Origin of the sequence: Pseudomonas sp. 10C3 (assembly GCF_036346185.1) — a bacterium.
Taxonomy (GTDB): domain Bacteria; phylum Pseudomonadota; class Gammaproteobacteria; order Pseudomonadales; family Pseudomonadaceae; genus Aquipseudomonas.
Genome location: NZ_JASJVE010000003.1, coordinates 20851 through 39157 on the forward strand (window position 1 = coordinate 20851; position 18307 = coordinate 39157).

Genomic DNA, 18307 nt, shown 5'->3' on the forward strand with positions numbered 1-18307 from the left:
TCATCAAGGCCATTTACAGAACCAAGGAGGTCTATTCATGCGGCGCGTGGTGTTCAATCAGAAAGGCGGAGTGGGTAAGTCCAGTATCGCCTGCAACCTGGCGGCAGTCAGCGCTCACGAAGGGTATCGGACGCTTTTGATCGATCTTGATGCCCAGGCCAACTCGACGCAGTACCTCACCGGTTTGACCGGCGACGATATTCCGATGGGCATCGCCGATTTCTTCAAGCAAACCCTGTCGTCAGGTCCGTTTGCCAAGAAGAATAAGGTCGATATCTATGAAACGCCCTTCGACAACCTGCACGTGGTAACCGCCACGGCAGAGCTGGCCGACTTGCAGCCCAAGCTTGAGGCCAAACACAAGATCAACAAGTTGCGAAAACTTCTTGATGAACTGGACGAGGATTACGACCGGATTTATCTGGATACACCGCCTGCGCTGAATTTTTACGCGGTTTCGGCGCTGATCGCTGCCGACAGGGTATTGATCCCTTTTGACTGCGATAGTTTTTCGCGTCAGGCGCTGTATGGCCTGCTCAAGGAAATCGAAGAGCTGAAGGAAGATCATAACGAGGGCCTGGAAGTGGAAGGCATTATCGTCAACCAATTCCAGTCCCGCGCCAGTCTGCCGCAGCAAATCCTCGATGAGCTGATCGCTGAAGGTTTGCCGGTGTTGCCGGTTTACCTCAACAGTTCGGTGAAAATGCGCGAGTCGCATCAGGCCAACATTCCGTTGATCCATCTCGAGCCACGGCACAAGTTGACCCAGCAGTTCGTTGATCTGCACGACCTGCTTGAATCGGGAGCTCAGCGCTGACACCTACCGCACTGGAGGGTTGTCGCAGAGGTGAAAACAACTTCTCGCGCAATGAGCCGTCGTGGATGGCGCGGGACCATTGTTCGGCGGCCATCCGCGCGGCTTCGGCGAGGTCTGCCGGGATGGGAATCGTCGCCTCCATATCGGCCTGAATGCTGTCTTGTGTCGCCAACAATCGATGGCTGCCCAGCATGCAGCCGCACTGCACCCACTGGCCGTGGGTTGCCACCGCGACATACTCGTCAACGTAAGTTGGATTGCCTTGGGCGATGTAACCGACGCTATCGCACGCCGGGCACCACACGGGGTCGCCCATCCTCGCCAGTTTGCGCAGCAACACGATTGCCTTGGCGGAAGCCGCTATGACAAAACCGTCCGTGGTAGTGAGATCACCTTCCCTGATGACAAATGTCATAGATAGTCCTTACCCATCGCTCAAGTAGAGTAAGGAAGGCTAGTAGTAAAGCGCGGCAGCAGGTGCCGGAAAACCCTGTTTCGGAATCGGCCTACAGAAAAGTCAGCACCTGTGCCGCTGCTGAAAAACGTCTAAATCCCTTGGCTTTTCAACCAGGCCAGTAGCTGCGGCAAAGGGAAGGCGCCACTTTGACGCGCGACTTCCTGGCCATTCTTGAACAGGATCAAGCTGGGGATCGAACGAATGCCTAGCTGAGCCGACAGCTGTTGGTTGGCCTCACTGTCCAGCTTGGCGAGCCGGCAGCGCCCTGACAGCTGACTGGCCGCCTGTTCGAAGACGGGAGCAAAAGACTTGCACGGGCCGCACCACGCCGCCCACACGTCCACCAACAGCGGCAGATCGCCTTTGATCTGGCTGGCGTAGTCGCCCTGAGTCAGTTCGAAAGGCTTGCTCAGCACTACCTGCGCCTTGCAGCGCCCACATTTAGGCTGATCGCCAAGGCGGTCGGCCGGGATGCGATTGAGCCCGTTGCAGTGCGGGCAGGGGATCAGGAGTGGGTCTGGCATGGGAGGCTCCGTTGGCAGTGTGTGCATTTGAGATAAATGGTGATGCTGGCGTCGAGAATCAAGTCGGCTTTTATTAGAAAAGATCCAAGTGATTAAACTATAGGCGGTGAGTTTCCGGAAATCTGTAGGGATGACCGGGGGCGCGCAGTCTTGAGTGCGAATAAGCAGTCGATCGTAGGCAAGCCTGCTCCTACAGGCCTAGGTACTTGTCCCTGTGGGATAGTCAACTACCCGTTCAGGGAGTGGTGCTCGGCAATCGAGCTCGATAGTCTCTGGCAACAGCAATCAATCTGTTGTTTTTCTTGAATAAGCGTCTATGTATAAGTGTCGAGGTCCCGTATCGCCCCCTATTAATAAATAAGCAGTGTTCGGTTTTCAATATAAAAACAATACCCTCGACTCAAGTTGGACTATCACAATGCACATTATCAATCCCATCGTTTTCTCGGTAATGCTGGCGGCTGTCACTGTTTCCTCGGCAGCGCAGGCCGGGCCGGCGGTCAGTGTTACTTTTAAAAATAACGGCACAGCGGCGGCGATCTACAGTGCCGTGGGCAAAAATGGGGCCGGCACCAAGGCGAATGCTTCGCCCACCCCAGGCGATAAGGTAGAGAAGGGAAGTTTCGACAGTTATAAAGTGCAAAGCAATCTTTCGCCGGATGTGAATTATGCCGTTGTGCATTACCAGATAGGCTCCAAGGCTTGTCAGTTCACAACGACGTATCTCAAGTCGCGTGTGCGCGGCGTGGAACTGCCGAAATGGAATAAAAATGCAGTCGCCAGTGGGGGCGCTCGGTGTGACGTAAAGATCACATCCGTTGATTTTGCTACTCACGCATGGGCTGTTGAATTTGCAATGAAATAACACGTCGGTTATCAGGTTTACAGGACGTGCTCTGCAGGTATATCTGCGTGCAGAGCAGAGTCTTGTAAGGCGTGTTTTTATCGATTAACAGGGGTGGTACATGATTAGTAATATACAGGCTTCGCCGGTAAGTTCATCCAGTACGGTAATACTCACCCAGCCTATATCAATGAGTGACAGCACGCCGGCCCAGTCTGCAATCGCTTCAACCGACACGGTGAAGGTATCAACGCTGTCTCGCCAGTTGAGTGACAGCGCGGCGCGAGCGGAGGTGCGTGATAAAAATACGAGCCGTGGCGAGCTCGGTGATATGGCTCGAAAGTTGAAAGATGATTTTTTAGGCGATAGCTACAATGCGCAAAGAGTCAGGCATGACGCGGAAAAGCCTGAAACTGACGATCCTGATTTATTAGCGAGGGCTCGGCACGCTACGGCGTATGTGAACCTTGCCAGCACGGGCGATAGGAGTACCAAGAGTCCGTTTGCTGACCTGACAACCGAGCAACTCGCCCTCATCATTTACGATGACAGCGGTTCGTATACTGTGAATGAGAGGCGAGCTGCTGCATATGACGCTAATGATATAGAACAAAAATGGCGAGTCGAGGTGATTGCCCAATCAAGGCAAGAAAGTGAGGGTAACGTCAACACACCTAAGTTCTATGCTGAAGTGCTGTCCCACTACAAATCATTACCCCCTATCGAGCAGGCTCAATACCCGGGCGATTATGAGACCCGCCTGCTGGGCAGGATCAGCGAGGGCGGGGGTGTTCAAAACACCGAGGACGACCGTCTCCTCACCCTGTTCGAAGTCCTGGCAAATATACAACTGCCTGAAAAAGAGTCTGGCCCCACCGTCCCTGGCCTCAGGATGAACAGCTTATCTCCAGATGTTTCCCCCACTCCGGCGGCCGTTCTGCGTAGTTAGCCATGCCGGGCTGTTCTTCGAAGGGGTTGCTCAGCACGGTGTGCAGGCGGCGCACTTCTTCATAGTTGCCGTCTTCGGCGGCGTCGATGGCTTTTTGTGCCAGATAGTTGCGCAGGATATAGAGCGGGTTGACCGCGTGCATGCGTGCTTGGCGTTGTTGCTCGGTGCCATTGTCTTCACGGGCGATCCGGGCTTGGTAGTCAGTGGCCCAGACATCGAAGCCTTTGATGTCGACAAAGTCATCGCGTAGGCGGGTGGAGGCCAGGGCGGCGGGCTCATCACCCAGTCGACGGAAGAACAGGGTGTAGTCGACGCCGCTGTTCTGCATCAGTTTGAGCAGGCGTTCGATCAGTTGGGTATCGCCGTCTTCGGCGCGGGTCAGGCCCAGTCTGCTGCGCATCAGGTCCAGGTAATGAGCCTGGTACAACGGCAGGAACAGACCGAGGGCTTCACGCAGGGCTTCGACACTGATGAACGGTGTCAGGGCTTGAGCGAGGGCGCTGAGGTTCCATTGGCCGATGGGCACCTGATTGCTGAAGGAGTAACGACCTTCGTGATCGGAGTGGTTGCAGATGAAGTTCTGGTCGAAATCATCGAGAAAGGCGAACGGGCCGAAGTCGAAAGTGATGCCCAGGATCGACATGTTGTCGGTGTTCATGACGCCATGGCAGAAACCGTAGGCTTGCCACTTGGCAATCAACTCGGCATTGCGCTCGACGATTGTCCGGAACATCGCCAGGTACGGCTCAGGCTGTTCCAGGCAGTCGGGAAAATGCATCGCCAGCACGTGCTCGCCCAGCTCTTTCAGGCGTTCCGGCTGCTTGGTGTAGAAGAAATACTCGAAACTGCCGAAGCGGATATGGCTCGGCGCCAGGCGCAGGACCATGGCTGCACGTTCTTGCTTCTCCCGCCACACGGGTGTGCTTGAGCCGATCACGCACGCGGCTCGACTGCTGGGGATGCCCAGTGCGTGCAAAGCTTCAGAGGCCAGAAACTCTCGGATCGATGAGCGCAATACCGCCCGGCCATCGCCCATGCGTGAATAAGGGGTCTGCCCGGCGCCCTTGAGGTGCAAGTCCCAATGTTCGCCAGCGTCGTTGTAAACCTCGCCCAACAACAGGCCGCGACCATCGCCCAGCCGTGGGTTGTAGGAGCCGAATTGGTGACCTGAATACACCATGGCCCTCGCATCGGCGTCGGCCCAGAGTTTGTGCCCACTGAAGATTTCGGCGAAGACCGGCAGTTCGGCCTGTGCCGGATCGAGATCGAGCAACGCCATGGCGGCAGCACTTGCCACCACCAGACGCGGATCAGCGATGGGCTCGGGCAGGACCGAAGTGGAGAACGCATCCCCCAGGCGGGCGAAGCGGTTGTCGAAGGTCAGTTCGTCGAGGGCTTTCAAGGGCCACCTCCAGCAGAATGTCCGACCATTCTGCTGGGATTAAGCGTATCAGTCGAGTCTGATGTCCGGTGGCTCGGGTGCGTCCTTGGCGGCAGGGGGCGCTGGCGGGACCGGTGCACTGGTTTTGTCTGCGGCTTCGATGGGCACCATCTTGTATTCCTGACCCTGCATGTTCTTGAGGTAGACCTCCACCTGGCGGAACGAGATGTTGATGTGGTGTGCCTTGAACTCGCGATTAATAAAGCGGTTGATCTCGTCGAGTACCGGGTTGCGGTCGCCGAGGTCACGCACGTGCATGCGCAGCTCGTGGTCGAGGGTGCTTTCGCCGAAGTTCAGGAAGTACACGATAGGCGGCGGGTCTTTGAGTACCCGCGGGTTTTCGTGGGCGGCCTTGAGCAGCAGGTTGCGCACCAACTCCAAGTCCGAGCCGTAATCGACCCCCAGTTTCAGGGTGACGCGGGTGATGGTGTCGGTCAGTGACCAGTTGATCAATTGCCCGGTGATGAAGGTCTTGTTCGGGACAATAATGTCCTTGCGGTCGAAGTCGGTGATGGTCGTGGCGCGGATACGGATCTTGCTGACCGTGCCTGACAGGTTGCCAATGGTGATGGTGTCGCCGATCCGCACCGGACGTTCGAACAGGATCATGATGCCGGAGATGAAGTTGGCGAAAATCTCCTGCATCCCGAAACCCAAACCTACCGACAGTGCCGCGACCAGCCATTGCAGTTTGTCCCAACTCACGCCCAGCGCCGACAGGGTGGAAACGAAACCGACCCCGGCAATCGCATACGACAGCAGGGTCGTCGTCGCGTAGGCGCTGCCCTGGGCCAGGCTCAGGCGTGACAGCACCAGCACTTCGAGCAGGCCTGGCAGGTTACCGGCCAGTACGACGGTGATGCAGATGATGATCAGTGCGCCAATCATGTCGCCGAGGCTGATTGGCACCATGCTCATGGTCGCGCCGGTGCCGCTGGTGTATTCGTAGAGGGTGATGTTGTCCAGATAGGAGAATACCGTGATCAGGTCGGACCAGACCCAATACAGCGCGCCGATAAAGCCGCCGAGCAGGGCTAGGCGAATCAAGCGCAAGGACTGTTCGTTGACCTGTTCGATATCCAGTGTCGGCTCTTCGATTACCGAGTCACCGTCACCGCTTTCCTTGGCCGCCTGACGTTTGCTCAGGGCGCGCTGGTAGGCCAGACGCCTTGCCGCTACGCCCAGGCCGCGGATGAAGGCGGCTTCGATGACCAGCCACAGCATCAGTAAGTACAGGGTGTTGATCAGTCGATCACTGAGTTTCAGCGCGGTGTAGTAGTAGCCGAAGCACACCGCGATGAACAAGGCTATTGGCAGGGCGGTGAAGATCACGCCGACCGCTTTGCGGAACAGCGACGCGCTCTCGCGAGTGGGGCTGCTGATCAGCAAACGGCTTAGCAGCCAGGTCATCATGGCGTAGCACGTCAGAACAACGGCAATCCCCAGGACGTCGTCGGCCAGCGCGGCAGGTTGATGTTCCGCCATCGCAACGACGGCGACCAACGCCAGCACCACCAGGCCCAGGCGGCGAATCCAGCCTCTGAGGAATTCAACCTGTGGTTTTTCCCAGCGGAAATGCAGTTGTGCGACGCCTCCCGGCGCGAGAATCCGGTAAGCGGTATAGAACACCAGCCAGGCCAGGGCGATTTGTAGCAAGGCCGAGCCCAGGTTGGCGTTTTGCCCGCGTGCGTCAATTTGCAAGGCATAGCCACACAACGCCAGGCCCAGCGCCACGGGCATGGCCAGCAAGATATTGATCAGGATCGCCAGCGGTGTCTGCCATTGGCTGTCGCGTTTGAAGTGGCCGATATCGGAGTGCAATTTGTTCAGCTTGCTGTAGAGCGCTTTGCGTTTCCATACCAGTGCGCCGATCAACAACAGCAGCGGCAGAAACAGCAGGGGTCTGCTTGTCAGCCCGTCTGCCAACTCGCTGACACTTGACGTCCATGGAAGGGTGGCGAGCTGTTTTGTCAGGCGCGGCTGGATGCCTTCTATCCATTCCAGGTCCAGCGGTTTGTTGCTGGGAATCCAGAACATCTGCTCGTCGAGGGTCGAACGCAGACTCAGCGCCGTGCTGGCCAGCTGTTTCTGACTGAGCTGCAGGGTAATGGACTCGTTGAGCAGCGCGCTCAGCTCACGGTTCAAACGTTCCAGCAGATCGCTGCGGGTGGTCGCAAGGTCAAGCAGGGTTTTGCGCAGCAGCGGCGTAACGTCTTCTGGCGGTTGGGTGGCGAGCAGCTTTTCGACATAAGCGCTTGGGCTGCTGATCAATTCCCGCTGTTGATTGACTTCGAATTGATACAGACGAATGTCAGCGATTTCGTCTGCCAAGCCGCTGTCGAGCGTCAGGTGCGGCAGTGCCTGTTTCTGTTTGTAGAGGATTTTGGACAGCAGCAGGCTGCCCTTGAGCACGCTGATCTGTTCATCCAGCGCCTGATCGCTTTGGGTCAGGCTATCCAGCTGTTGCTTGGTCTTGAGGTTTTGCTGGGTCAAGTCGTTGAGGCGGTCAGTGCCGCGCAACAGGTAATCCGAGAGTTTGAGATTGGCCGCGCTTTCAGTGGCCAGCAGGCTGCTGCTGCCCGCTTTTTGTGCTTCGATGGACAGTTGTGTGACGGTTTGTTGTGACTGGGCACGGCGCTTGTCGTTGATCAGGGTTTGCAGGTCTTGAATATCCTGCTCTTGCCGGCTGACGCGCTCGGTCAGCAGGTCATGCTGGCTGCTGCTCAGATCTTGCAGCAGGCTGTTGCCTGCCAGTTCCTGACGGCGCAATACCGTCAGGGCGTTGAGCGAGGCCAGTTCGGCATTGAGTTGGTTACGCTGGTCGGCGCTGAGTGGTTTGCCGCTGTCCTTGCCCGTTTTAAGGAGGTTGTTGATCTGCTGAATGCGCGTCTGATTGCTGCTGATCTCGGCCTGCGCCCGTTCCGGACGGGTCTGTGCGGTGATGGTCAGACTGTTAGCATCGTTCAGGCTTTTTTGCAGGTCGTTGAGCTGAGTGCTGCGCTCGGTGAGCATTTGCTCGAGTGGCGGCACGTCGAGGTTCGCGTAACGCTGGGTCGTCGGGACGGTTTTGCTGGCTTTGAGACGAGTCAGTTCGCGCTGGTTTTCCGCCGTCTGGCGCGGAGCCAGGCTCAGTTGCTGTTTGAGTTCGGTCAGACGCTTTTCAGCGTCTTCCTTGCTGGCGATCAGCGTCAGGGTTTGCTCAAGCACCTGTTGCAGGGCTTTTTGATCCGCATCAGCCAATTTGCGTTCGGCAATTTTATCCAGACTTTGCTGTACGGCGCTGCGGGTGGGCGGCTCGGCAGCCTGTGCCGGGATGGTAGAGAGGCAGAGCCCAAGAAGGGCGGCAACAAAAAAAGTGCGCAGGTTGAGCATAAGTACCGGTCGAACTGATCGAAGAGAGAGGGAGTTTAGAGGAACAACCCAGGACCTGGGCGGCTCCCTTCGGGAAATTTGACGCCGACTTTAAGGATCTTGTTCCCGTCCATCACCGCAACGGTCCAAATGGTACCGTTCCATTCGATCTGATCGCCGACCACAGGCTCGCCGCGATTCTTCTGAATGATGAATTGGCTAAGCGGCATCTCTGGATCCAGACCGTCGAGTTTCAAACCATACAATGCTGCGACAGGCCCGAGCTGAGCGTCTCCCTCGAGGACGAAGTCGCCGAAGAAACGCAAATCCAGACCGCGCTGCGGGGCCTGGCTGAACAGCTTGCCCAAGGCAGACAGGTCATGTTCATGGCCGATCACGCAAAGCAGATCACCGACTTCAAGGGTGGTACTACCCGACGGATGGAGCAGTTGCTGACCTCGAAACAGGGCCGCGATACGGGTGCCCTCGGGCATTTTCAGTTCACGCAGGGCGGCGCCGATGCACCATTTTTCAGCACCCAGGCGGTAAACGAACAGTTCCCACTCACTGGTGGCATGCACCTCCAGCGCGGCGCGTGAAATCGGTGCCGGTTCTGGCGGTACGGTGACTTTCAGCAGCTTGGCGACCCACGGCAGGCTGGTTCCCTGGACCAACAACGAGACAAGTACGATAAAAAACGCGAGGTTGAAATACAGCTGGGCGTGGGGCAGCCCGGCCATAAGCGGGAACACCGCGAGAATGATCGGCACCGCGCCGCGCAGACCGACCCAGGCGATAAATGCTTTTTCCCGGTCATGGAACGCCTTGAATGGCAGCAGGCCGACCAGCACCGACAGCGGCCGGGCAAACAGAATCATCCACAGTGCCAGACCCAGCGCGGGCAGGGCGATAGGCAGTAAATCATGCGGTGTGACCAGCAGGCCCAGCACCAGGAACATGCCGATCTGCGCCAGCCAGGCCATGCCGTCGAGCATGTGCAGAATGCCGTGGCGACTGCGGATCGGACGGTTGCCAAGCACCAGGCCACACAGGTACACCGCTAAAAAGCCGCTGCCGTGGATGGCGTTGGTCAGGGCAAACACCGCCAGCCCGCCGCTGATCACCAGAATGGGGTACAGGCCGTTTGCCAGATTGATCCGGTTGACCAGTTGCAGCATCAGCCAGCCGCCGCCCAGACCGATAATCCCGCCGATACCAAACTCACGAATCAGTTGCCCCAGCAGGCCCCAGTGCAGGCCGGTTTCGCCGCTGGCGAGCATGTCGATCAGGGTCACGGTCAGGAAAACCGCCATCGGGTCGTTACTGCCGGATTCGATTTCCAGGCTGGCGGTGACCCGTTCGTTCAGGCCTTTGCCGCCCAGCAGCGAGAAGACCGCCGCAGCATCGGTGGAGCCAACAATGGCGCCGATCAACAGGCCCTGAATCAAATTCAGATTAAACAACCATGCAGCCGCTACCCCGGTCAGCCCGGTGGTGATCAGTACACCGACCGTTGCCAATGACAGGGCCGGCCACAGCGCAACCCGGAAGCTGGCGACGCGTGTGCGCAAGCCGCCATCGAGCAAAATCACCGCCAGGGCGAGGTTGCCGACCAGATACGCCGTTGGGTAGTTGTCGAAAATGATCCCGCCGCCATCGACGCCCGCGGCCATGCCCACCGCGAGGATGATGACCAGAATCGGGATGCCCAGACGTGAAGAGAGGGAGCTGACCAGGATACTTGCACCCACCAGCAACGCGCCGATCAAGAACAGGCTGTTGATGGTTGTTGCATCCAAGGGCGGTACTCCAGAAAGCAAATTCAAAAGGCTGGGCGCGAACTGCCTATGCAGTCCGCGTGCCAAGCGATTCTAACCTGTTGAATTGGCTGGCTGTCAAAGCTTTGTCTGTTTGGGGCTTGGATCAGTCGGGATGATTTGCCTTATGACGTGCGCGACAGCGAGTCTGCCAGCCCGTTAAAACCAGGCGTCCTGCATTGACAGGCAGGTGTCATCCCGCGCTTCGAGAATCGCCAGCTCGTGATGGCAGCCCGGTATTTCCCACGTCAGGAAGTACCGGGCAGCTTGAAGCTTGCCTTTATAGAAGCTGACATCGGCTTCGTTGCCTTTTGCCAGGCCTTCTTCTGCGCGGATCGCCTGTTCCAGCCAGCGCCAGCCGATCACGGTATGGCCGAACGCCTTCAGGTACAGCGCCGAATTGGCCAGGCTGCTATTGACCTTGCCCTGCGCCAGGTCGGTCAACAGGCCGATGGTCACGGTTTGCAGGCGTGCCACCAATTGCTCCAGTGGTTGGCGCAGCGGGGTTAAACCTTCATGAGCCTGAGCACGTGCTGCGGTGTCGGCGATCAGGCGGATCAGTTGCTTGAGTCCGGCACCGCCGTTTTGCCCCAGTTTTCGCCCGAGCAGGTCCAGCGACTGAATGCCGTGAGTACCCTCATGAATCGGGTTCAAGCGGTTATCGCGGTAGTACTGTTCCACCGGGTATTCGCGGGTGTAGCCATGGCCGCCGAGAATCTGGATCGCCAGTTCGTTGGCCTTGAGGCAGAACTCGGAGGGCCAGGATTTGACGATAGGCGTCAGTAAGTCGAGTAACTCGTGGGCCTGCTTGCGGACCTCTTCGGTTTCCCCGGTGGTGGTGTCGTCAAATAGCCGCGCCGCATACAGACCGAGGTCGAAGGCGCCTTCGACGTAGGCTTTCTGCGTCAGCAACATGCGTTTGACGTCGGCATGCTGGATGATCGCAACCGGCGCGGTTTCCGGGTTTTTGCTGTCCGGCAGACGACCTTGCGGGCGTTCGCGGGCGTACTCCAGTGAGTACAGATACCCGGCGTAACCCAGCATCACGGCGCCCATGCCGACGCCGATCCGTGCTTCGTTCATCATCTGGAACATATAGCTCAAGCCTTGATGCGGCTTGCCCACCAGATAGCCGACACACTCGCCGTTATCACCAAAGTTCAGCGCCGTGGACGTGGTGCCGCGCCAGCCCATCTTGTGGAACAAACCGGCCAGCAGCACGTCGTTGCGTTTGCCCAGACTGCCATCATCGTTGACCAGGAACTTGGGCACGATAAACAGCGAGATGCCTTTTACCCCGGCTGGGGCGTCAGGCAGCTTGGCCAGGACCATGTGCACGATGTTTTCCGACAACGGATGATCGCCGCCAGAGATGAAAATCTTATTGCCGCGCAGGCGATAGCTGCCGTCCGCCGCAGGTTCGGCGCGGGTGCGAATATCCGACAGCGAGGAGCCGGCATGCGGTTCAGTCAGGGCCATGGTGCCGAAAAAGCGTCCGTCGATCATCGGCTGCAAAAAGCGCTGTTTCTGTTCTTCGCTGCCAAAGCTTTCGATCAGGTTGGCCGCACCCATGGTCAGGAACGGGTACGACGTCGACGCGGCATTGGCCGATTGAAAATGCGCAAAACAGGCTTGCGACAGCAGCGTAGGCAACTGCATACCGCCCGCCTCGAAGCTACGTGCGGCATTAAGAAAGCCCGCTGCAAGGAATGCATCCACCGCAGGCTTGACCTCCGGGATCAGGATCGCCTCGCCGTTTTCATAGCGCGGCTCGTTCTCGTCACCCTTGCGGTTGTGCGGGGCGAAATACTTTTCCGCAATGGTCCGCGCCGTACTAATCGCCGCATCGAAGGTCTCGCGATTGTGCTCGACGAAACGCTCGCGCTGGGTCAGGGCTTCGGCATCGAGCACTTCATACAGCTCGAAAGCCAGATTGCGGGAACTGAGCAGCGTCTCGGACATGGCGGCCTACCTTTTTTTGGAGTGCTCGGAGTCTAGGCGTTGGAGCAGGCTGCTGAATAGCAAGATTGATGCGGGTGATGGAGGGGTAAAACGTGGGGTAAGTCGAGTTAGATGACGTGCTGTTTCAAATTTGCCGGACGATTTTTTTGTGAAAAAAAGGGGAGCCTGAGCTCCCCTTTTGTACCCGCTGCGCTAACGATTAACCAATCGTCATCAAGCTGGCATTTCCTCCTGCTGCCGCAGTGTTCACGCTCAGGGCTCGCTCGATCACCAGGCGCTCCAGCGCGATGTTGGTTTCGCCGTGTGACAGGCCTTGAACCCCGACGATAGCGCCAGCGCGTTTGGCGACTTGCTGGCAGATCGCTCGCAGTTGGTCGGAGTCGCCGTGATGCAGGACTGCATCGATGACCACTTCGTCCTTGTTCCAGTCAGCGATCAACTGGATGCGTGCCTGTACTTCTTTAGGCAGGCGAGCGCGCAGTGGTTTGCTCACGTCGTTTTCCGGCACCACAGCGGTGCTACCGACGGCCAATACGGCGGCCAGCTGGATCAACAGGTCAGCTTCGATGTCCGCCAGACACAGCACATGCTCACGGGGCAGCAGGCTGTAGCTGTTGCGTTCGCCGGTCGGGCCGTTCAGCAAGCGGATGGTGCCGCTTTGCGACTGCTCGGCGAACTGTTTGCACAACGCGCCCAGCGCGTCTTGCTGGTGACTGCTGGCCCAGGCTTGCAGGGCGCCGAGCGGTTTGCTCATGGCTTCACGCATCTGGGTGTCCGGCGCAGCCAGCGCATCGCCGCGAGCGAAGGACTGCTCGATGGCATCCACCGGGCGAACCGAGAGCAGGCGATAGAGGTACAGCGGTCCACCGGCTTTAGGCCCGGTGCCCGACAACCCTTCACCTCCGAACGGCTGCACACCCACTACAGCGCCGACGATGTTGCGGTTGACGTAGACGTTACCGGCATTGACCTTGTCGACGACCTTGGCGATGGTTTCGTCGATACGCGTGTGCACACCGAGCGTCAGACCATAGCCCGAGGCGTTGATCTGGCCGATCAGCTGGTCCAGTTCCTTACGCTTGTAGCGCACCACGTGCAGCACTGGGCCGAAGATCTCCCGTTGCAGTTCGTCGAAGCTTTCCAGTTCGATCAAGGTTGGCATCACATAGGTGCCGCGCTTTATTTCTGTGCTGTCGGCAATCGCCATCTGGTACACGGTGCGGCCTTTGTCGCGCATGGCCTGGATGTGCTTCTCGATCCCGGCTTTGGCCTCGGCATCGATCACCGGCCCGATATCCACGGACAAACGCTCCGGGTTGCCAAGGCGGCATTCAGCCATGGCGCCTTTAAGCATTTCGATCACGCGGTCGGCAGAGTCTTCTTGCAGGCATAGCACACGCAGAGCCGAGCAGCGTTGACCGGCACTGTCGAAGGCCGAGGACACCACGTCGATGACCACTTGTTCGGTCAGCGCGGAGGAGTCGACGATCATCGCGTTTTGTCCGCCGGTTTCGGCGATCAGCGGAATCGGCCGACCTTGTGCGTCCAGGCGACCGGCGATATTGCGTTGCAGCAAGCGCGCGACTTCGGTCGAACCCGTGAACATCACGCCCTTGACCCGATTATCCCCCACCAGACGTGCGCCGACCGTTTCACCACGGCCCGTCAGCAGTTGCACCACGCCCTCAGGGATGCCGGCTTCAAGTAACAAGCGCACCGCTTGTGCAGCAATCAGCGGGGTTTGTTCGGCGGGTTTGGCCAGCACCGGGTTACCGGCGGCCAATGCGGCGGCGACCTGGCCACTGAAAATAGCCAGCGGGAAGTTCCACGGGCTGATACAGACCACTGGCCCTAAGGGGCGATGCGCGTCGTTGGTGAAGTCATTGCGCGCCTGCACTGCGTAGTAACGCAGGAAGTCCACGGCTTCACGTACTTCGGCGATGGCGTTGGCGAATGTCTTGCCGGCTTCACGCGCCAGCAGGCCCATCAACGGCTGGATTTCACCCTCCATCAACTCAGCGGCACGTTCCAGGATCGCAGCGCGTTCTGCGGGTGGTGTCGCTTGCCAGATGGGGGCGGCGTTGAGCGCACACTGGATGGCGTTATCGACGTCTTCCAGATTGGCTTCCTGAACGTGACCGACCACATCACGCAAATCCGACGGGTTCAGGACCGGCGCAAAAGCGCCGGTGCTCGCAGGGCTGCCGAGCATCGGAGCGGCTTTCCAGTCGTTGTGCGCGGTTGCCAGCAATGCCGAGGACAGCGACGCCAGGCGGTGTTCGTTTGCCAGGTCGATACCGCTGGAGTTGGCGCGAGCCGGGCCGTAAAGATCACGCGGCAGCGGGATACGTGGGTGTGGCAGGCCGAAGCCGCCTTCCTGCGCGGCCATCTGCTCGATGCTGCTCACTGGATCGGCCACCAGTTCCTGAATGGCGATGGAGTGGTCGGCAATGCGGTTGACGAACGAGGTGTTCGCGCCGTTTTCCAGGAGGCGACGTACCAAGTACGCCAACAATGTTTCGTGGGTGCCGACCGGTGCATAGACCCGGCATGGGCGGTTCAGCTTGCCATCGGCAACCTTGCCCACCACTTGTTCGTACAACGGTTCGCCCATGCCGTGGAGGCACTGGAACTCGTACTGGCCGGGGTAATAGTTCTGACCGGCAATATGGTAGATCGCTGCCAGGGTGTGGGCGTTGTGCGTGGCAAATTGCGGATAGATGACTTCCGGCACAGACAGCAGTTTGCGTGCGCAGGCGATGTAGGAAACGTCGGTGTATACCTTGCGGGTATAGACCGGATAGCCTTCCAGGCCGTCGACCTGGGCGCGTTTGATTTCGCTGTCCCAGTACGCGCCTTTCACCAAGCGGATCATCAGGCGATGGCGGCTGCGGCGGGCCAGATCGATCACGTAGTCAATCACATACGGGCACCGTTTCTGGTACGCCTGAATCACGAAGCCAATGCCGTTCCAGCCGGTCAGCTGCGGCTCGAAGCACAGGCGTTCCAGCAGATCCAGTGACAGCTCGAGACGGTCGGCCTCTTCGGCGTCGATGTTCAGGCCGATGTCGTATTGCTTGGCCAGCAAGGTCAGCGACAACAGGCGCGGGTACAACTCTTCCATGACGCGTTCGTACTGCGCGCGGCTGTAGCGCGGGTGCAGGGCGGAGAGTTTGATCGAGATCCCGGGGCCTTCATAAATGCCACGACCATGGGACGCTTTGCCAATGGAGTGGATCGCCTGCTCGTAGGACGCGAGGTATTTCTGTGCGTCGTGTTCGGTCAGGGCCGCTTCACCGAGCATGTCGTAGGAGTAGCGGAAGCCCTTGGCTTCGAAGCGGCTGGCATTGGCCAGGGCTTCTGCGATGGTTTCGCCGGTGACGAACTGCTCGCCCATCAGGCGCATCGCCATGTCGACGCCTTTGCGGATCATCGGCTCGCCGCTTTTGCCAATGATCCGGCTCAGCGAAGAGGTCAGGCCTGTTTCATTATGGGTAGCGACCAGTTTGCCGGTCAGTAGCAGGCCCCACGTGGCAGCGTTGACGAACAGCGACGGACTATTGCCCAAGTGCGGCTGCCAGTTTCCGGTGCTGATCTTGTCGCGAATCAGTGCGTCGCGGGTGCCCTTGTCCGGGATGCGCAGCAGCGCTTCGGCCAGGCACATCAGTGCCACGCCTTCTTGAGAGGACAACGAGAATTCTTGCAACAAACCCTGGACGATGCCGGCACGGCCTCCCGCGCTTTTCTGATTGCGCAGTTTTTCGGCGATGCTCGCGGCGAGCTTCTGGGTGGCCTCGGCCATGCTCACGGGCAGGCGCGCCTGTTCCAGCAGCATCGGTACCACTTCAGGTTCCGGGCGGCGATAGGCGGAGGTAATCGCCGCACGCAAAACTGATTGCGGCAGGATGCTCTCGGCGAACTCGAGGAAGCACTGGTGGGCGATGTCTGCTGGCAGGCCGACGTGGTCGTCGCCATCCTTGAGTGTCAGCCCGTTCAACTCTGTCAGGGTTGCACCCCCTTCGAGTTTTTCCAGGTAGTTGAAAATCGCTTGCTTGATCAACCAGTGTGGAGTGCGGTCGATTGATTGAGCAGCGGCTTTCAATCGCTCACGGGTAGGGTCGTCAAGTTTGACACCCAGGGTGGTCGTCGCCATTTCTTGTCCTCGTTATCGCCACCACGGTGTGGCATCAGCTGGCGCTCAGATTAGCCTCGCGTTTGACGGGGTGCAACCTAGTGCAACCTATTTTCATCGGAAATTTTTTGCTCATCTCGGAAAACGAGGAGCAGCCAGAACTAAGCGCGCTCTTATGGTGCTTTTAATTATGTAAAAGTGCTTTTTTGCTCCGAAAGGAAGCAAAAAACATTCCGGTACGTAAAAGACTCAATAAGGTGCAACTTAATTTCCAAAACTGGTTGCGCCTTATTTGCATAGTTGACTAGGATTCGCGGCCAAGGTGCAACCCGGTACGCATGAGGTTCATCTGCTGACATTTTCCTGGGGAAATTTCAGTCAAACGCGCGGTCAGTAGTTCATGCATGCGAGGCGAGCTCTTCGTTTCGGCGTGCCTGATAGCCGCCGCTAAATAAAAACAATGCCAGGGCTCAGCTCAATGATTGTCAGCAACCCAACCCTGATCACCTTTGTGATCTACATCGCAGCAATGGTGCTGATCGGCTTCATGGCCTATCGCTCTACCAACAACCTTTCTGATTATATTCTGGGTGGTCGTAGCCTCGGCAGTGTGGTCACCGCGCTTTCGGCTGGCGCATCGGACATGAGTGGCTGGCTGTTGATGGGGCTGCCAGGCGCCATTTACATGTCAGGTCTGTCGGAAAGCTGGATCGCCATCGGCCTGATCGTCGGTGCTTACCTGAACTGGCTGTTCGTTGCTGGGCGGCTGCGGGTGCAGACCGAACACAATGGCGACGCATTGACCCTGCCGGATTACTTCACCGGCCGTTTCGAAGACAAGAGCGGGTTGCTGCGGATTATCTCGGCCATCGTGATCCTGGTGTTTTTCACCATCTATTGTGCATCGGGCATCGTGGCCGGCGCCCGCTTGTTTGAAAGCACTTTCGGCATGTCTTACGAGACTGCGTTGTGGGCCGGCGCTGCCGCGACCATCGCCTACACCTTTGTCGGCGGTTTCCTTGCGGTGAGCTGGACCGATACCGTGCAGGCCACGCTGATGATCTTCGCGTTGATCCTTACGCCGATTATCGTATTGCTGGCCACCGGAGGCATCGATACCACATTCCTGGTGATCGAAGCGAAAGACCCGACTAACTTCGACATGCTGAAAAATACCAGCTTCATCGGCGTCATTTCGTTGATGGGTTGGGGGTTGGGCTACTTCGGCCAACCGCACATCCTTGCGCGGTTCATGGCGGCGGATTCGGTCAAGTCGATTGCCAAAGCGCGTCGGATCTCCATGACCTGGATGATCCTGTGTCTGGGCGGCACGGTAGCAGTGGGCTTCTTCGGTATCGCGTACTTCTCGGTGCACCCTGATCTCGTCGGCCCGGTTCTCGAGAACCCGGAGCGGGTATTCATCGAACTGGCGAAAATCCTGTTCAACCCATGGATTGCCGGTGTGTTGCTGTCGGCGATTCTTGCTGCGGTGATGAGTACCCTGAGCTGTCAGTTGCTGGTGTGCTCCAGCGCGCTGACCGAAGACTTCTACAAAGCTTTCTTCCGCAAACGCGCTTCGCAGGCCGAGCTGGTATGGGTAGGGCGCAGCATGGTTCTGTTGATCGCGCTGATTGCCATCGCCCTGGCCTCTAATCCGGATAACAGGGTGTTGGGTCTGGTCAGCTATGCCTGGGCAGGTTTCGGTGCTGCTTTCGGTCCTGTGGTATTGATCTCGGTGCTGTGGAAGGGCATGACGCGTAACGGCGCCCTAGCCGGTATTCTGGTCGGCGCGATCACCGTCATCGTCTGGAAGCACTTCAGCCTGCTGGGTCTGTACGAAATCATTCCTGGCTTCATCTTCGCCAGCATTGCCATCGTGGTTTTCAGCCTGATTGGCAAGGGGCCAACGGCGGGTATGTTGACGCGCTTCGATGCAGCCGAGAAAGAGTTCAACGACGCTTCTCGCTGAGTGAATGGATGGGCTGGCTTACGGCTGGCTCATGTTTCAAAAAA

At 58.2% G+C, this 18307-nt stretch carries 10 protein-coding genes and 1 pseudogene; 4 read left to right on the plus strand and 7 right to left on the minus strand.

The features are described 5' to 3' along the window. Window positions 1–37: 37 nt before the first annotated feature. Window positions 38–817 (plus strand): ParA family protein, encoded by a 780-nt coding sequence (locus QN399_RS03580; protein ID WP_219064476.1) that lies wholly within the window; start codon window positions 38–40, stop codon window positions 815–817. 52 nt (window positions 818–869) lie between these two features. On the opposite strand, the pseudogene QN399_RS03585 reads toward QN399_RS03580, so the two are convergent. Together QN399_RS03585 and trxC are read right to left on the minus strand one after the other, a co-directional pair. After that, a pseudogene (locus QN399_RS03585) lies at window positions 870–1232 on the minus strand (PAAR domain-containing protein); the annotation flags it as partial. Window positions 1233–1363: 131 nt separating this feature from the next. Next, on the minus strand, window positions 1364–1798 hold the full coding sequence (gene trxC / locus QN399_RS03590) for a thioredoxin TrxC (RefSeq protein ID WP_219064475.1): 435 nt from the start codon (window positions 1796–1798) through the stop codon (window positions 1364–1366). A gap of 418 nt (window positions 1799–2216) precedes the next feature. On the opposite strand from trxC, the gene QN399_RS03595 reads away from it, so the two are divergent. Beyond that, the gene (locus QN399_RS03595) at window positions 2217–2663 is read left to right on the plus strand and encodes a hypothetical protein (protein ID WP_322177481.1); all 447 of its coding nucleotides are present in this window, start codon (window positions 2217–2219) and stop codon (window positions 2661–2663) included. A 100-nt stretch (window positions 2664–2763) separates the two neighbouring features. Continuing rightward, window positions 2764–3591: a hypothetical protein gene (locus QN399_RS03600; protein WP_322277916.1), complete on the plus strand. Its 828-nt coding sequence runs from the start codon at window positions 2764–2766 to the stop codon at window positions 3589–3591. Here the strand turns inward: QN399_RS03600 and selO are convergent. The 5 genes from selO to putA all read right to left on the minus strand — a co-directional run bounded on the left by selO (window position 3530) and on the right by putA (window position 16315). Next, the gene (gene selO / locus QN399_RS03605) at window positions 3530–4993 is read right to left on the minus strand and encodes a protein adenylyltransferase SelO (protein ID WP_322177483.1); all 1464 of its coding nucleotides are present in this window, start codon (window positions 4991–4993) and stop codon (window positions 3530–3532) included. The genes QN399_RS03600 and selO overlap by 62 nt on opposite strands. A gap of 48 nt (window positions 4994–5041) precedes the next feature. Then, window positions 5042–8404, minus strand: a complete 3363-nt coding sequence (mscK, locus tag QN399_RS03610) for a mechanosensitive channel MscK (RefSeq protein WP_322177484.1) — start codon at window positions 8402–8404, stop codon at window positions 5042–5044. Between the two features lie 35 nt (window positions 8405–8439). Further along, a complete protein-coding gene (locus QN399_RS03615; protein ID WP_322177485.1) occupies window positions 8440–10182 on the minus strand; it encodes a potassium/proton antiporter in 1743 nt (580 codons plus the stop codon). 177 nt (window positions 10183–10359) lie between these two features. Then, a complete protein-coding gene (locus tag QN399_RS03620; RefSeq protein ID WP_322177486.1) occupies window positions 10360–12162 on the minus strand; it encodes an acyl-CoA dehydrogenase in 1803 nt (600 codons plus the stop codon). 199 nt (window positions 12163–12361) lie between these two features. Next, the gene (putA, locus tag QN399_RS03625) at window positions 12362–16315 is read right to left on the minus strand and encodes a trifunctional transcriptional regulator/proline dehydrogenase/L-glutamate gamma-semialdehyde dehydrogenase (RefSeq protein WP_330200566.1); all 3954 of its coding nucleotides are present in this window, start codon (window positions 16313–16315) and stop codon (window positions 12362–12364) included. Window positions 16316–16772: 457 nt separating this feature from the next. Between putA and putP the strand changes: the two genes are divergently transcribed. Continuing rightward, window positions 16773–18263: a sodium/proline symporter PutP gene (gene putP / locus QN399_RS03630; protein WP_322177488.1), complete on the plus strand. Its 1491-nt coding sequence runs from the start codon at window positions 16773–16775 to the stop codon at window positions 18261–18263. The last annotated feature ends 44 nt before the right edge of the window (window positions 18264–18307 follow it).

Excerpts from the sequence above, each read along its gene's own strand:
- QN399_RS03580 (WP_219064476.1), top strand. The coding sequence starts at position 38 with ATGCGGCGCGTGGTGTTCAATCAGAAAGGCGGAGTGGGTAAGTCCAGT.
- trxC (WP_219064475.1), bottom strand. The coding sequence starts at position 1,798 with ATGCCAGACCCACTCCTGATCCCCTGCCCGCACTGCAACGGGCTCAAT.
- QN399_RS03595 (WP_322177481.1), top strand. The coding sequence starts at position 2,217 with ATGCACATTATCAATCCCATCGTTTTCTCGGTAATGCTGGCGGCTGTC.
- QN399_RS03600 (WP_322277916.1), top strand. The coding sequence starts at position 2,764 with ATGATTAGTAATATACAGGCTTCGCCGGTAAGTTCATCCAGTACGGTA.
- mscK (WP_322177484.1), bottom strand. The coding sequence starts at position 8,404 with ATGCTCAACCTGCGCACTTTTTTTGTTGCCGCCCTTCTTGGGCTCTGC.
- QN399_RS03620 (WP_322177486.1), bottom strand. The coding sequence starts at position 12,162 with ATGTCCGAGACGCTGCTCAGTTCCCGCAATCTGGCTTTCGAGCTGTAT.
- putA (WP_330200566.1), bottom strand. The coding sequence starts at position 16,315 with ATGGCGACGACCACCCTGGGTGTCAAACTTGACGACCCTACCCGTGAG.
- putP (WP_322177488.1), top strand. The coding sequence starts at position 16,773 with ATGATTGTCAGCAACCCAACCCTGATCACCTTTGTGATCTACATCGCA.